General features: G+C 64.1%; 12 protein-coding genes. 5 read left to right on the top strand and 7 right to left on the bottom strand.

What is annotated here, in order from left to right; all coding sequences use genetic code 11:
• Positions 1-14 precede the first annotated feature (14 nt).
• The 3 genes from ACQR3T_RS14985 (at position 15) to ACQR3T_RS14995 (ending at position 3,601) form a co-directional block, all read left to right on the top strand.
• On the top strand, positions 15-1,361 hold the full coding sequence (locus tag ACQR3T_RS14985) for an enolase C-terminal domain-like protein (RefSeq protein ID WP_428693958.1): 1,347 nt from the start codon (positions 15-17) through the stop codon (positions 1,359-1,361).
• 14 nt (positions 1,362-1,375) lie between these two features.
• Entirely contained in the window at positions 1,376-2,329 is a 954-nt protein-coding gene (locus tag ACQR3T_RS14990; protein WP_032377514.1) for a 2-hydroxyacid dehydrogenase, read from the top strand.
• A gap of 72 nt (positions 2,330-2,401) precedes the next feature.
• A complete protein-coding gene (locus ACQR3T_RS14995; protein WP_428693959.1) occupies positions 2,402-3,601 on the top strand; it encodes an L-talarate/galactarate dehydratase in 1,200 nt (399 codons plus the stop codon).
• Between the two features lie 76 nt (positions 3,602-3,677).
• On the opposite strand, the gene ACQR3T_RS15000 is transcribed toward ACQR3T_RS14995, so the two are convergent.
• The 6 genes from ACQR3T_RS15000 to ACQR3T_RS15025 form a co-directional block, all read right to left on the bottom strand.
• Positions 3,678-4,493 carry an IclR family transcriptional regulator gene (locus ACQR3T_RS15000; protein ID WP_230594557.1) on the bottom strand — a complete coding sequence of 272 codons (816 nt, stop codon included), beginning with the start codon at positions 4,491-4,493 and terminating at the stop codon, positions 3,678-3,680.
• Between the two features lie 45 nt (positions 4,494-4,538).
• The gene (locus tag ACQR3T_RS15005) at positions 4,539-5,699 is read right to left on the bottom strand and encodes an enolase C-terminal domain-like protein (RefSeq protein ID WP_428693960.1); all 1,161 of its coding nucleotides are present in this window, start codon (positions 5,697-5,699) and stop codon (positions 4,539-4,541) included.
• A gap of 13 nt (positions 5,700-5,712) precedes the next feature.
• Positions 5,713-7,035: an ABC transporter substrate-binding protein gene (locus tag ACQR3T_RS15010; RefSeq protein WP_428693961.1), complete on the bottom strand. Its 1,323-nt coding sequence runs from the start codon at positions 7,033-7,035 to the stop codon at positions 5,713-5,715.
• Between the two features lie 26 nt (positions 7,036-7,061).
• On the bottom strand, positions 7,062-7,943 hold the full coding sequence (locus ACQR3T_RS15015) for a carbohydrate ABC transporter permease (protein ID WP_428693962.1): 882 nt from the start codon (positions 7,941-7,943) through the stop codon (positions 7,062-7,064).
• Between the two features lie 5 nt (positions 7,944-7,948).
• Positions 7,949-8,899, bottom strand: coding sequence for a carbohydrate ABC transporter permease (locus ACQR3T_RS15020; protein WP_032377519.1), 951 nt, complete (start codon positions 8,897-8,899; stop codon positions 7,949-7,951).
• 185 nt (positions 8,900-9,084) lie between these two features.
• Complete coding sequence (locus tag ACQR3T_RS15025) at positions 9,085-10,101, bottom strand: dienelactone hydrolase family protein (RefSeq protein WP_428693963.1); 1,017 nt, start codon at positions 10,099-10,101, stop codon at positions 9,085-9,087.
• A gap of 53 nt (positions 10,102-10,154) precedes the next feature.
• Between ACQR3T_RS15025 and ACQR3T_RS15030 the strand changes: the two genes are divergently transcribed.
• Positions 10,155-11,324, top strand: a complete 1,170-nt coding sequence (locus ACQR3T_RS15030) for a hypothetical protein (protein WP_428693964.1) — start codon at positions 10,155-10,157, stop codon at positions 11,322-11,324.
• An 83-nt stretch (positions 11,325-11,407) separates the two neighbouring features.
• Here the strand turns inward: ACQR3T_RS15030 and ACQR3T_RS15035 are convergent, their stop codons facing one another.
• On the bottom strand, positions 11,408-12,232 hold the full coding sequence (locus ACQR3T_RS15035) for an NAD-dependent epimerase/dehydratase family protein (RefSeq protein WP_428693965.1): 825 nt from the start codon (positions 12,230-12,232) through the stop codon (positions 11,408-11,410).
• A 148-nt stretch (positions 12,233-12,380) separates the two neighbouring features.
• Here ACQR3T_RS15035 and ACQR3T_RS15040 point away from each other — a divergent pair, with 148 nt between their 5' ends.
• Positions 12,381-13,460, top strand: coding sequence for an ABC transporter ATP-binding protein (locus ACQR3T_RS15040; RefSeq protein ID WP_032378355.1), 1,080 nt, complete (start codon positions 12,381-12,383; stop codon positions 13,458-13,460).
• Positions 13,461-13,524: the final 64 nt, after the last annotated feature.

Here is a 13,524-nt window from a genome sequence, read left to right on the forward strand (position 1 = left end):
GAGAGGGTCCGATCATGAACTCCCAGAACAGCACCCCCGTAGTCGCCGAGATGCGCGTGATTCCGATTGCGGGCCACGACGACATGCTGCTCAACCTCAGCGGAGCCCACGCCCCGTACTTCACCCGCAATCTGGTGGTGCTCACCGACTCGGACGGGCGCACCGGCGTCGGTGAAGTGCCGGGCGGAGAGGCGATTCGGCAGACTCTCGAGGACGCTCGTTCGCTCGTCGAGGGTCAGGGTATCGGCCGCTACAACGCTGTGCTGGCCGAGATGCGTCGCGCGTTCGCCGATCGTGATGCCGGGGGACGCGGAGCGCAGACCTTCGATCTGCGGGTCGCGATCCATGCGGTGACCGCGGTGGAATCGGCATTGCTCGATCTGTTGGGCCAACACCTCGGCGTCAGCGTCGCAGCGCTGTTGGGAGAAGGCCAGCAGCGTGAGAAGGTCCAAGCTCTGGGCTATCTGTTCTTCGTGGCCGATCGGAACAAGACCGATCTCGCGTACCGCAGCGCAGCCGACGAGGCCGCCGGAGCCGACGACTGGATGCGCATCAGGCACGAGGAAGCGATGGATCCCGAGTCGATCGTGCGCCTCGCCGAGGCTGCCCAGGCGCGGTACGGGTTCCAGGACTTCAAGCTCAAGGGTGGTGCGCTGCCCGCGGCCGAGGAGGCTGCCGCGGTGCGCGCGCTGGCCGAGCGATTCCCCGAGGCTCGAATCACGTTGGATCCCAACGGTGGCTGGCTTCTGAAGGATGCGATCGACACCTGCCGTGGCCTGCGTGACGTGCTGGCCTATGCCGAGGACCCGGTCGGACCGGAGGGTGGATTCTCGGGCCGCGAAGTGATGACCGAATTCAAGCGCGCCACCGGATTGCAGACCGCCACGAACATGATCGCCACCGACTGGCGCGAGATGGGCCACACCATCCGATCCGGTGCGGTGGACATCCCACTCGCCGACCCGCACTTCTGGACGATGGCCGGTTCTGTCCGCGTAGCGCAACTGTGCGATGCGTGGGGTCTGACGTGGGGTTCGCACTCCAACAACCACTTCGACGTTTCACTGGCCATGTTCACCCACGTCGCCGCGGCCGCTCCCGGGACGATCACTGCCATCGATACGCACTGGATCTGGCAGGACGGACAGCGAGTGACCAAGGAGCCGTTCACGATCGAGGATGGCTACCTCACCGTGCCCGACAAGCCGGGTCTGGGTATCGAACTCGACTTCGAGCAGATCGATGCGGCGCACGAGCTGTACCAGAAGGAAGGTCTCGGTGCGCGCGACGACGCCATCGGCATGCAGTACCTGATCGAGGGTTGGACATTCGACAGCAAGCGGCCGGCCCTGGTTCGATGAGTTCTGGTGCGCTGATGAAGATCGTCGTCGGCGACCGAAACGTGCTGCCCCATCGGGAGCAGTTCGAGGCGGGCCTGCCCTCCGACGCCGAGGTGATCTGGTGCGTGCCGTTCGACGAGACTCGGGTCATCGCCGAACTTGCCGACGCAGACGTCTACGTCGGTGGCAAGTTCAGTGCGGCCATGGGTGCCGCAGCGCCGAAATTGCGGATGGTGCACGTCGCGGGTGCCGGAACGGACAACGTCGATCGCTCCGGACTGGGCCCCGATGTGCAGGTGTGCAACACCTTTCATCACGAGCAGTCGATCGCGGAATACGTTGTGGCCGCGACCGTGATGTTGCGCCGTAAGTTTCTGGAGCAGGACCGCGCACTCCGCTCCGGAGTGTTCGCCACCGCCGTCTACGACCCGACCATCGCGCAACCGTTGTCGCTGAGCGGTGCCCGCATCGGATTCGTCGGCTTCGGGCACATCGGCAGGCGAACGTGGCAGCTGTTTCGGGCATACGGCGCCGTGGGTGCTGCGGTCACCGGAAGCGGGCGGGCCCCGGATGAGGGGCTCGAATGGGTTTCGGGAACAGATGATCTGGGATCACTGGTCGATTTCGCCGACGTCCTGGTGATCTCCGCACCCCTGAACGAGCGGACGTGCGGCATGATCGGTGCCGAGGAACTGCGCAGGCTCGGTAACGACGGGGTACTCGTCAACGTCGGTCGTGGGCCATTGGTACAGGAGCAGCCACTGTTCGACGCGTTGTCTCGCAACGAGATTGCCGCGGCCGCGATCGATGTCTGGTACCGCTACCCCGGGCCGGACGGCGTGGGAGAGCCGAGTGTGTTGCCGTTTCGCGATCTCGACAATGTGCTGATGACACCGCACTCGTCCGGCGTCACGCATCACACGTTCGTGGGCAGGGTTGCCGATATTGCATCCAACATCGATGCACTGGCCGCATCGATCGGTCGATAAATGGTGTTGGACGTGCATTGTTCGTCGAAATAGGCTGTGAAGCAACATAATCGACGACTCAAGGAGTCACAGATGACCATCGGCACTGACACACCGACCAGCGGACTCTCTGCCCCGGATGCTGCGATCACGGCGCTTGCTCCCGGTGCGGCGACCATCGACCGCATCGTCGAGGTGACACTGTCCTCGATCGTGTTGCCGCTGAAGAATCCGATCAGCGATGCCAAGGTGCTCACCGGTCGGCAGAAGGCGATGACCGAGGTGGTGTTCCTGTTCGCCGAAATTCGAACCGAACAGGGCCATGAGGGAATCGGATTCGGGTACTCCAAGCGGGCGGGCGGGCCGGCCCAATTTGCGCATGCCCAGGAAATCGCTCCGGTACTCATCGGCGAGGACCCGAACGACATCGGCAAGATCTGGACCAAGCTGGTGTGGGCCGGAGCCTCGGTGGGCCGCAGTGGTGTTGCGACGCAGGCGATTGCCGCAATCGACATCGCACTGTGGGATCTCAAGGCCAAGCGTGCCGGGTTGCCGCTGGCCAAGCTGATCGGCTCCGCGCGTGATTCGGTGCAGACGTACAACACCTCCGGCGGATTTCTGCACACTCCGATCGAGGAGGTCATGGAGAACGCCGCCATTTCCCTCGCAAACGGAATCGGTGGCATCAAACTGAAGGTGGGTCAGCCGGATTGGCGCACCGACATCGCCCGCGTCACCGCGGTGCGAGAGTTTCTCGGCGACGACGTCCCACTGATGGTCGACGCCAACCAGCAATGGGATCGGCCGACGGCGCAGCGTATGGGCCGCATACTCGAACAATTCGATCTCGTGTGGATCGAGGAGCCCCTCGACGCCTATGACGCCGAGGGGCATGCGCAGCTCGCTCGCAGCCTCGACACCTCCATCGCGACGGGGGAGATGTTGGCCAGCGTCGGCGAGCACGTCCGCCTCATCGAGGCAGGCGCGGTGGACATCCTGCAGCCCGATGCTCCGCGCATCGGCGGAATCACGCAGTTCCTGAAATTGGCGACGTTGGCCGAGCATCACAATCTGCAGCTCGCCCCGCATTTCGCGATGGAGATCCACCTGCACCTCGCGGCGGTGTATCCCTTGCAGACGTGGGTGGAGCACTTCGACTGGCTCGACCCATTGTTCGACGAGCACCTCGAGACACGAGACGGACGCATGCATCTGTCCGCTCGCCCGGGATTGGGCTTCACATTGAGCGAGCAGGGGCGGGCGTGGACCGTCGCGACTGCGGTGGTGCGCTGACCTGGTGCGCTGACGCGCAGGTGAGCGGAAACTCGACCCCTGCTACGAGTTTCCGCTCACGTGCCGCGAAGCGGCTCTACCGCACTCCCTCGGCCCGTAGCTCTCGGGCCCAGGCGGCGGCGTGGTCGGTGAGCACCCCGGCGATACGTTCCAGTTCGCCCGGGTAGGAGGCGACTTCCGCGGGCATCGAAACACTGAGCGCATCGGTGGCCGGGATTCGATAGGGCACGACGGTCGCTATGCAGACCACGCCGGCGGTGCCCTGCTCCTGTTCCAACGACCAACCGCGACGGCGAACCTGCGCGAGTTCGGCGATGAGGGCGTCACGATCGACGATGGTGTTCTCGGTGTACCGCTCGAGTTTCTTCGGCAGCAGCTGTGTCACCTCGTCGGTCGTGAGTTCGGCGAGCAGTGCCTGACCGAGGGCGGTGACGTGGCACGGCAACTTGCGTCCGACGCGGTGCATGCGCCGCACCTCGAGCTTGGAACCGCGGCTGGCGAGGTAGATGACGCAGTCCTCGTCGCGTCGGGCGAAGTGGACGGTGTGCCGGACGTCCGAGCGCAGCGTTTCCAGTACTGCCGCCGCTCGACCGACGACGGAATCCTTGTCGAGGTAGGACGTGCCGGTGAGCAAGGCATGGGTGCCGATGCCGTACCGCGAGCCGGACTCGTCGGCCTCGATCCAGCGCAGGTCCTTGAGCGTCCTCAGCAAGGCGTGCAGACTCGATCGGGGATACCCGCACGCCTCCTGCAATTCGCCGAGGCTCATGCGCGTGGGGGATGCAGCAAGCGTCTCGAGGATGTGGATCGTGCGCTCCGCGGATTTCACCGGCTGGCTCTCGGACACCGCAGCGGCCGTGACATCGTTCACCATGGAGACAGTGTCCCTCATGATGAACGATGCTTCATACGCGGACACGGATGTCGCCGACGGACACTAGTACTCGGCAATCAGATTGTTCGAGATGTACTCCAGGTCGATGTCCTCACCCAGGCCTGGTCGCGATGGCATCTGCACCATCCCGTTCGCGTCTATCGGATCGACGATGGACTTCAGATGCGGCGGCACCCAGTCGTAGTCGACCAGTGGATGCAGCAGGCCACGTTCGTACCACTGGATGTTCGGAGCGCCGCCCACCAGTGCGAGATTGGGGGCACCGTTGCCGTGGATCTCGCACTCGAGCCCGAAGCCGTCGGCCATGTGCACGGTCTTCAATGCCGGGGTGATGCCGCCGCCGTTCATCGCACCGACGCGCAGGATGTCGCATGCATCGTCGGCGATCCAGTCCGCTCGCGAACGATGCCGACCGGGAGTGGTCTCCGGGCCGATGACGGGAGTATCGATCTGATCCGCCAACCACTTGTACGAGCGCATCGAGAATTCGTCCATGGGCTCCTCGAACCAGTCGAACTTCAGTGCGTCGAGTTCCCGGCCGAGCTTGAGGGCGTCGGTACGTGAGTACCAGTGATAGCCGTCGAGCATCAACGAGAACCCTGGTCCGACGGCATCTCGCACCGCCGCGCAGGCCTCGATGTCCCGCGTGAGGCTCGGTGCTCCTTCGAGCGGCGGCATCCAGGTGTGCAGTTTGATTCCCTGGTAGCCCTGATTCTTCAGCGCAACAGTGAAATTCGCATACTCCTGTGGAGTGGACAGGCCACCTTCGATGGTATCGCCGCACATGGTGCTCGCGTAGGCCTTGACCTCGCTGCGCGCTCCGCCCAGCAGCTTCCACACGGGGGTATCGAATCGGTTGCCCGCCAGGTCCCACAGTGCCTGATCGAGGTAGCTACAGGTGTGTTCGGGAAGTTCGACGGCTCGCGTGCGTTGCCGAATTGCGAATTTGCGGTCCATTTCCTCGCGGTGCAGCGGATCGGTGCCGATGAGGACCGGTCGAAAGTGTTGCTCCACTTGATCTTCACGCAGGTAGTTGGTCTTACCCAGGACGTAACCGCTGACGCCGTCGGAATCTGTGATGCGCAGCAGTGCCTGAGTGGTGGGTATCGACGGTCCGGGGTGTCGATGCCCGTAGGAATCGACGGCGGTGCGAGCCTCGGTCTTGAAGACCTGGACGGCAACCTCGGTGATGACGCTGGACATGGTGATGAGTCCCCTATTTACCCTGTCGGGCATCGTATTTGGCCTTGGAGCGGTTGAGCTTCTCGGCGAAGTCGTCGGCGAAATCCTGGGCGCTGAGCTGTCCGATGAGGACCTTCTGCCACTGACCCAGCATCTGGACCTGCACGATCTTGCCGAAATCGGGCAGATAGTCCGGCGGGGTCACCAACACGGTCTTCGGATCGTCGAGGGCGGCCTGGGCGGCTTGCACGGACGGCATCGCCTCGAAGGCGGGCGCGGAGCGGGCGTCGGCGTTGACCGGGATCTGCCCCACGTTCTCGTTCCAGTAGGCCTGCGACTCCGGCGAGGTCATGAACTCTAGGAACTTCCAGGCCGCTGCCTGGTGCTGGCTGCTCTTGAACACCGTGTACGACGGGAACGGGTCCGTCATCACGGTGCGGACGCCGTTGTCCGCGAGAGGCAGGGCGACGGCACCGACCTTGTCGCCGAGCGCCTTGCGGTGATTGCTCAGTGATCCGAGGTTGTGCTGCATCATCGCCACCGAACCGCCACCGAAGCTGGCGACCATCTGTGGGAAACCGTTGTTGACATCGGCGGTAGGTGTGTCGACGTCGTAGAGGGCCGCGAAACGTTCGATGGCTCTGACCATCTCGGGCCGGTTGACGGTGGATTCGCTGCCGTCGAAGAAATTGTCGATGCCGGTGACGGCGAACATGTGTTGCAGCAGTGGATAGATCGAGCCGGCACCGCCTCGGATGGTGAACCCGTATCTTCCGGCGGACTTGTCGGTCAGTTCGTCTGCGGCGTCGTAGAACTCGTCCCAGGTATCGGGTGGCTCGATTCCGGCCTCGTCGAACCAGTCCGCTCGATACCACAGGGTGGCGTTGTTGCTGGTGAAGGGCAGACCGTACAGGTTCTCGCCGCCGCCGGACTCCATTGCCGATTCGATGATCTTGGGATCGTATTGGTCCTTCTGCGGAGAGGATGCCATGAAGTCGTCGAGCGGGATCACGGCATTCTGCGCGACGAGGGGCGCGAGATATGCGGTGGAGACGATGCCCAGGTCGGGTGCGGACCCACCCGCGAGAGCCGTCTGATATTTCTGCTGCGCACTGTCGGACGGTAGGCCGACGTACTGAATGTCGATGCCGGGATTGATCTCCTCGAAACGTCGAATCAGCTCCTCGTACAACGGGGTTCGATCCGGCCCGGCATTGTTGTCCCAGAAGGTGAGGGTGCCGCTGTTCGGATCTCCGAGGGCACCGTCGGGCAGGGAGGTTTCGGAACTGCAGGATGCCAGCACGAGCGTGGCCACCGCACCGACGAGGGTGGTGCGCAGCAGGGTGCGTCGATTCATGTCGATTCTCTTTCCGTACGTCATGATCAGCCCTTGACCGCGCCGGCGCTGAGGCCCTGGACGAGATACTTCTGGATGACGGCGAATACGGCGACCACCGGCACGGCGGCGATCAGGCCGCCCGCCGCGAGCACGCCGAAGTCGACGTTGTACGAGCCGATCGTGTAGCTCAATCCGACTGGGAGGGTGAACTTGTCCTGGCTACTGATGAACATCAGGCCGAACAGGAAGTTGTTCCAGCTGCCGATGAACGCGAAGGAGCCGACGGCGATCAGGCCGGGGCGCAGCAGAGGCAACATGATGATGCGGAAGGCCTTCAGACGCGAGCAGCCGTCGACCATGGCTGCCTCCTCCAGTTCCACCGGGATCTGAGAGATGAACCCTGCCATCAGCATTGCCGCCAACGGTAATTGGAAGACGGTATCGGCGACGATGAGTCCGAACAGGTTGTTCACCAGTCCCATCTCGCGGAACACCTGGAACAGTGGAATGAGCAGCATCGCACCGGGGACGAACTGGCTGCACAGCAGGGCCATCACCAGGGGTATCTTGGCGCGGAACTTGAAGCGTGCCAACGCATAGCCGGTCGCCAGTGCGACGAAGGTGGTGAGTACCAGCGAGAGACCGGCGACGATGAGGCTGTTCTTGAAGAAGAAGCTGAAGCCGAGGGTGTTCCAGACGGTGTCGAAATGGTCGAGCGTGATGGGCCAGGGGAGCATCGAATTGGACCCGGCAGGCCGGAACGCGAAGACGATCATCCAGTAGAACGGGACGAGGGTGAAGAGCAGGTAGACAGCCAACGGAAGGCCGACGCTGAACACGCGGGGCCTGGTGCGATGCACGCGCACCTTCTCGGAGTGGTCCTGCGGCGGAGTGGTCACGACGGGACGGTCTGCGGTAGTGGTCATGTGCGTCAGGCCTTATCGCTGTTGAATTTGCTGAGGCGCAAGTAGAGGATCGAGCAGAACAGCAGGATGACGAAGGCCACGGTGGTCAGAGCCGAGCCGTATCCGAAGTCCTGCGCGGTGGTTGCGAGCTGAGAGACATAGAGCGGCAACGTGGTTGTCACGTCGGCCGGTCCGCCTGCGGTGAGGGTGTAGAGAAGATCGACGTTGTTGAACTCCCAGACCCCGCGCAGCAGGGTGGACAGAATGATCACGGCTTTGAGATGCGGCAGCGTCACGAACCGGAAGCGTTGCCAGCGGTTCGCGCCGTCGACGTTCGCGGCCTCGTACAGATCCTTGGGCGCACTCTGCAGTTCGGCGAGAATGAGAATGGCGAAGAACGGAACTCCGCGCCAGAGCTCGGCAACGCTGGTGGCCCAGAACGCGGTGTCCGGATCGGCGATCGGCGCGGCGGTACCGTCGCCGATGCCCATGTTGCCCAGCAGTTTGAACAATCCGGTCGACGGGTTGTAGATGAGCAGCCAGATGCCGGTGGTGAGCACGCCGGAGACGGCCCAGGGAGAGAACACCAGGGCACGGGCCAGGCCGCGTCCGCGGAATACCTCGTTGACCAGCAGGGCCAGTCCGAGGCCGAGGATCAGCTGGAACACGACCTGCACGCCCACCCACTTGGCGGTGACGACGAGGCTGTTCCAGAACAGGTCGTCGGCGAACATCAGCTTGAAGTTCTCCAGGCCCGCAAAGCCGTTGTCCCACGGCGTCGTCGGGTTGTAGAACTGCAGGCTGTAGTAGAAGACGCTGCCGACCGGGTAGAAGATGAACACTGCCAGCAGGATGACGACGGGCGCGATCAGGATGTACGGGGCCGAGATGCGGCGCTTGCGTTTCGGTCGAACGGGAGGGACGGCCGCGCTCGGCGCGCGGGTACCCCCCGACCGGGGTGGTGTGGTGGTGACCATGGGGACGCTCCGAAGCGTTCGGGGCCGGATGGAAAGCCGGCGAGCGGGTCTGGCGGGATGTCTTCCGACCCTGAGTGAGCCGGGCCGTGCAAGTTTTGTATGTTCACATATATGAACGGTCGTCTTCTATGTGAATTTCTGGACCAACTATGACGGCAGTCACAAGCGCTGTCAAGCATTCCCCGTCACACGTGCATGCTCAACCAGCCGGCCGTCGCGTCCTGCATGGTCGTCGTGAATCGATGCGGTTCCGAAAACCATTGTGTGAACAGTGTTTCCGATTCTCCGTAGTCGAGGCGGAGCGCCGCCTCGGCGTCGCGCATGCCGGGGAGGCCGAAATGGGAATCCAGCTCAGCGAATTGGACCAACAATGGGGTCGGGGCTGCGGCACCGGCGATCTCCGGCCAATCGCACACCGCAGGCAGGCCCGGGGTGATCATCAACCAGGTGGTGTCGTCCGCGTGACCGTTCGCGATATCGGCGAACGTGCTCATCGATGCCGTGATCACCCCTGCCCGTAGGCGATCGCTGCACGCCAGTAGATGTGCGACGCGCACTCCGCCACCGGAGAAGCCGGCAGTGGCGATGCGGTGTGCGTCCACCTCGGGGCACTCCGCCAGTGCCTGCAGCGCGATCAGGTCCTCGCTCAGCACCTGCCCGGCCAATGAACTGCCCTGCAGCGCTGCCACTTTTACGAGTCCGTGCTCGTGCTCGCGGGCGGCCGCCTCGTATCTCGGCAGCCCTTCCAGCTGGGCACCTGCACGTCGAGCCCGCTCGGGGAGGTCCTCCCACGGCACCCGGCGACTGCCCCACGGGAACACGTCGTGGACCAGGACTGCGAAACCCGCTGCAACCAGACGGGCGGCGGGCGCGCTGCCGCCGTATCCGCGCCTGCGCAACTCCTCGAGGTCGGGTGCCATGCCGTCAGGGCCGTCTGCCACCTTCTCCTTGCCGTAGAACTTCATCCCGTCGTGACCGTGCATGAGCAGGATCGCGGGCAGTGGAGTCTTTGCGTCCGGGGGCGTCAGCAGCCATGCGGCCGTGTTGTCCCAGTTCAGCTCCACGCCGGAGATGTCATCGCGTGTCCAGGTCCGACCGCGGGTCACGTGCGGACGTGGAGGATCGTCGAATGCCCCCAGGGCTCGCCGGATCTCTGCTCGTCGCGTGAATCGTGGACAGTTGGGCTCGAATTGTGTTCCCATGTGTGAACTCAGTTCTCTCTATCGAACAAATCAGCCATCGAAGGATGATCTTCATGACCGTCGACCGCATCGTCGCGCACGCCTACCCCTGGGACGTCCTGGGCGATCCGCATTTCGTCGAACGCGCCAACAGACTCGGGGTGCACGAGATCTCGCTCGCCGGGACGTACCACTCCACCAGGGCGGCAACCCCGCTGCATCCGCAGCACAAAGTGGTCGACGCCCACCACGCAGCGCTGTATCGACCGGTTCGTCCCGACGCTTGGGCCGGGCACACGATCACTGCGCGGACGGCCGCCTGGGGCGGTGCCGAGGACGCGTTCGGCGAGGCAGCGGGTGTGCTGCGGGAGGCCGGATTCCTGGTGAACGCGTGGATCGTGCTGACACACAGCACAATTCTCGGCCACGCCCATCCCGACGCGTCGGTCGTCAACTGTTTCGGAGATGCCTATCGGTATGCCCTCGCACCAGGGCATCCCGACATCGTGCGGTACAGCGCCACGCTCGCGGCCGAAGCGATCCGCGGCGTCGAGGTACACGGGGTGTCTGTCGAGGCATGCGGGCAGATGGGCTTCGCTCATGTCGGACCACACGAGAAGACGGACGGCGCGTTCCCGGGCATCGGCGACACGCTGATGTCGATCAGCTGCACACAGCGCGAGCTCGACGCCTGGAGCGAACGAGGAGTCGACTCGGGGAAGGTGACGCAGAAGCTGCGCGACGGTGTCGACGCCCTGTCGGCCGGAACCTTGCCTGCAGGTGCGGCGATCACGGACGTGTTGGCCGCCGACGAGATCGACGCGGTGCTCGCCGTCCGACACGCCGACGCCGATCACCTTCGTGCGGAAGTGCTTGCCGCCGTGCGTGAACAGGCTCCGTCGGCACGCGTGACGCTGCACGGTCACCCGGATCCGTGGAAGACCGGGCCTTCGCCTGCGCTGACCGCCACCGTGCCAGCCGATGTGGATGCGGTGCTGGTGTCGGCCTGGCCGGGAACGGCCGAGACGGTCTCGGTGGTGCAGGCAACCCGGGCGACCGTCGGCGACGGGGTCGATGTGGGTGCCTACGTGTCGGTACTGCCGCCGAAGAAGCTCGACGAGGTGGCCGCGCATGTGGCCGCGACCGTCGACGCCGGGGCGAACGAGCTGCACCTCTATCACCTCGGTCTCGTCAACCGCCCCCAGCTCGACGCGTTGGGGTCGATCGTCACAACGTATTCGTAAGGCGGACTGCAACAGGCGCTCCACTCGTCCGTCCGCGGCGGGGAATCCCCCGCCCGAGGACGTCGAGTGGAGCAGAGGGTGCGTCAGCGCATCCGCTGGCCGAGCGGGTGATCGCAGAATGCGCCGCCGACTCGTTGCAGGATCGGATCGCTGAACGTCCACTCGTGTTCGGCGAGGAACTGCTCGGCGAACTGTTCCGCGTCGTCGCGAGGTAGGTACCCGATCTCCGCGCCCTCGTTGCCGGACCACCACGCGCGCGAGTTCTTCGAGATGCCCCACACGGTGTGAAAACCTTTGGCGCTGTCCGACAGTGACGCCTCGATCAGTCGCGCAGTGTCGGCGGGCGACATCCAGGTGGCCAGGCCGCGGTAGTTGGGCGGCGCGGCGAAGCTCGAACCGATACGCAGATTGATGACGTCGATGCCGAAGCGGTCGTGGTACATCCTGCCCAGGGCTTCGACCGCGGCCTTGCTCCACCCGTAGAAGCCGTCGGGTCGCGGAGCGGCGTCGCCCGGAAGTGGCGAGTCGCCTGCCTCGTCGTGCGTCCAGAATCCGACTGCGTGATTGCTCGACGCCACCACTATCCGAGAAACACCCTGCGCAACTGCGGCTTCGAAGACTGCCTGAGTGCCGTCGACGTTCACCGACAGAATGTTGGCCCACGAGTCCTCGGTGCTCAATCCCCCGAGGTGCAGGATTGCATCGACACCGTCCACCGCGGCGGCCACGGCAGCGCGATCGGTGACCGAACCCTGTACGAATTCCTCGGTGGCCGAATCGATGTCGGTGATCTCGGCGATATCGAACAGGCGCAGCGTGCGGCCGGGTGCCGCCAGCAGAGGCCTGAGCATCGCACCCATGTTGCCCGCGGCCCCGGTGATGAGCACTCGTGAAACGATGTCGGTCATTCTTCTCGAACTCCTTCGATGGAAACCTTGTAATGGGCATCACAGTAATACATACTTCTAAACGAAGTCAGCATTCTGGCATCCATTCACATATATGAACCTCACTCGGATCGTCCGGCACGTTCCTGCCGGTGAAGGGACCACCATCATGGCCACCGTTGCATTTCAGGGCGTCACCAAACTGTTCCCCGGCGGCGACAAGGCCGCCGTCGACCAGCTCGATCTCGACATCCAGGACGGTGAATTCCTCGTCCTCGTCGGCCCGTCCGGCTGCGGGAAGTCGACGTCGCTGCGCATGCTCGCCGGTCTCGAAGAAGTCGACAGGGGAGCCATCACCATCGGCGGCAAGGACGTCACCGACCATCAGCCCAAGGATCGCGACATCGCGATGGTCTTCCAGAACTACGCCCTGTACCCACACATGACGGTCGGCGAGAACATGGGATTCGGACTGCGCATCGCCGGCGAGGACAAGGCCGAGATCAAGCGCCGCGTCGAGGACGCTGCCAAGATCCTCGATCTCACCAAGTTTCTCGACCGCAAACCCAAAGCGCTCTCCGGCGGCCAACGTCAGCGAGTAGCCATGGGCCGCGCCATCGTTCGCAAGCCACAGGTGTTCCTCATGGACGAGCCGCTGTCCAACCTCGACGCCAAGCTCCGAGTGCAGACCCGCGCGCAGATCTCTGCACTGCAACGCAGGCTCGCCACGACAACCGTCTACGTCACTCACGATCAGGTCGAGGCCATGACGATGGGTGATCGCGTCGCCGTCCTCAAAGACGGTGTGCTGCAGCAGTGCGACTCGCCCAGGCGCATGTACGAGCACCCGAACAACGTGTTCGTCGCCGGCTTCATCGGATCGCCTGCAATGAATCTGCTCGAGCTTCCCCTCGTCGACGGCGGCGTCCGCTTCGGCGGCGAAGTGGTTCCGGTTCCCCGCTCCGCCATCGCCGGAATCGGGGAGAGTTCCGTGACACTCGGCGTGCGGCCCGAGGACCTGCAGATCACCACCGGCGCAGGCCTCGAAGTGACCATCGACGTCGTCGAAGAACTCGGAGCCGACGCCTACGTCTACGGCCAGGCCGATATCAACGGCACGCGTCAGCCCATCGTGGTCCGCGCCGACGGCCGCATCCCACCGGAACGCGGATCGAAGATCACGCTCTCCTACGCCGCCGAGCGCACCCACCTGTTCTCCACGGTGACCGGGGAGCGCTTGGTCGACTAGTGGAGCGCTGACGCGCATGTGAGCGGAAACTCGACCCCTGCTACGAAGTTTCGTGCACGTGCCG

It is taken from the genome of Rhodococcus sp. IEGM1428, assembly GCF_050321865.1.
In the GTDB taxonomy this organism is placed as follows: Bacteria; Actinomycetota; Actinomycetes; order Mycobacteriales; family Mycobacteriaceae; genus Rhodococcoides.

Excerpts from the sequence above, each read along its gene's own strand:
- ACQR3T_RS14995 (WP_428693959.1), top strand. The coding sequence starts at position 2,402 with ATGACCATCGGCACTGACACACCGACCAGCGGACTCTCTGCCCCGGAT.
- ACQR3T_RS14990 (WP_032377514.1), top strand. The coding sequence starts at position 1,376 with ATGAAGATCGTCGTCGGCGACCGAAACGTGCTGCCCCATCGGGAGCAG.
- ACQR3T_RS15035 (WP_428693965.1), bottom strand. The coding sequence starts at position 12,232 with ATGACCGACATCGTTTCACGAGTGCTCATCACCGGGGCCGCGGGCAAC.
- ACQR3T_RS15040 (WP_032378355.1), top strand. The coding sequence starts at position 12,381 with ATGGCCACCGTTGCATTTCAGGGCGTCACCAAACTGTTCCCCGGCGGC.
- ACQR3T_RS15015 (WP_428693962.1), bottom strand. The coding sequence starts at position 7,943 with ATGACCACTACCGCAGACCGTCCCGTCGTGACCACTCCGCCGCAGGAC.
- ACQR3T_RS15005 (WP_428693960.1), bottom strand. The coding sequence starts at position 5,699 with ATGTCCAGCGTCATCACCGAGGTTGCCGTCCAGGTCTTCAAGACCGAG.
- ACQR3T_RS15030 (WP_428693964.1), top strand. The coding sequence starts at position 10,155 with ATGACCGTCGACCGCATCGTCGCGCACGCCTACCCCTGGGACGTCCTG.
- ACQR3T_RS15000 (WP_230594557.1), bottom strand. The coding sequence starts at position 4,493 with ATGAGGGACACTGTCTCCATGGTGAACGATGTCACGGCCGCTGCGGTG.
- ACQR3T_RS15025 (WP_428693963.1), bottom strand. The coding sequence starts at position 10,101 with ATGGGAACACAATTCGAGCCCAACTGTCCACGATTCACGCGACGAGCA.
- ACQR3T_RS14985 (WP_428693958.1), top strand. The coding sequence starts at position 15 with ATGAACTCCCAGAACAGCACCCCCGTAGTCGCCGAGATGCGCGTGATT.
- ACQR3T_RS15010 (WP_428693961.1), bottom strand. The coding sequence starts at position 7,035 with ATGAATCGACGCACCCTGCTGCGCACCACCCTCGTCGGTGCGGTGGCC.
- ACQR3T_RS15020 (WP_032377519.1), bottom strand. The coding sequence starts at position 8,899 with ATGGTCACCACCACACCACCCCGGTCGGGGGGTACCCGCGCGCCGAGC.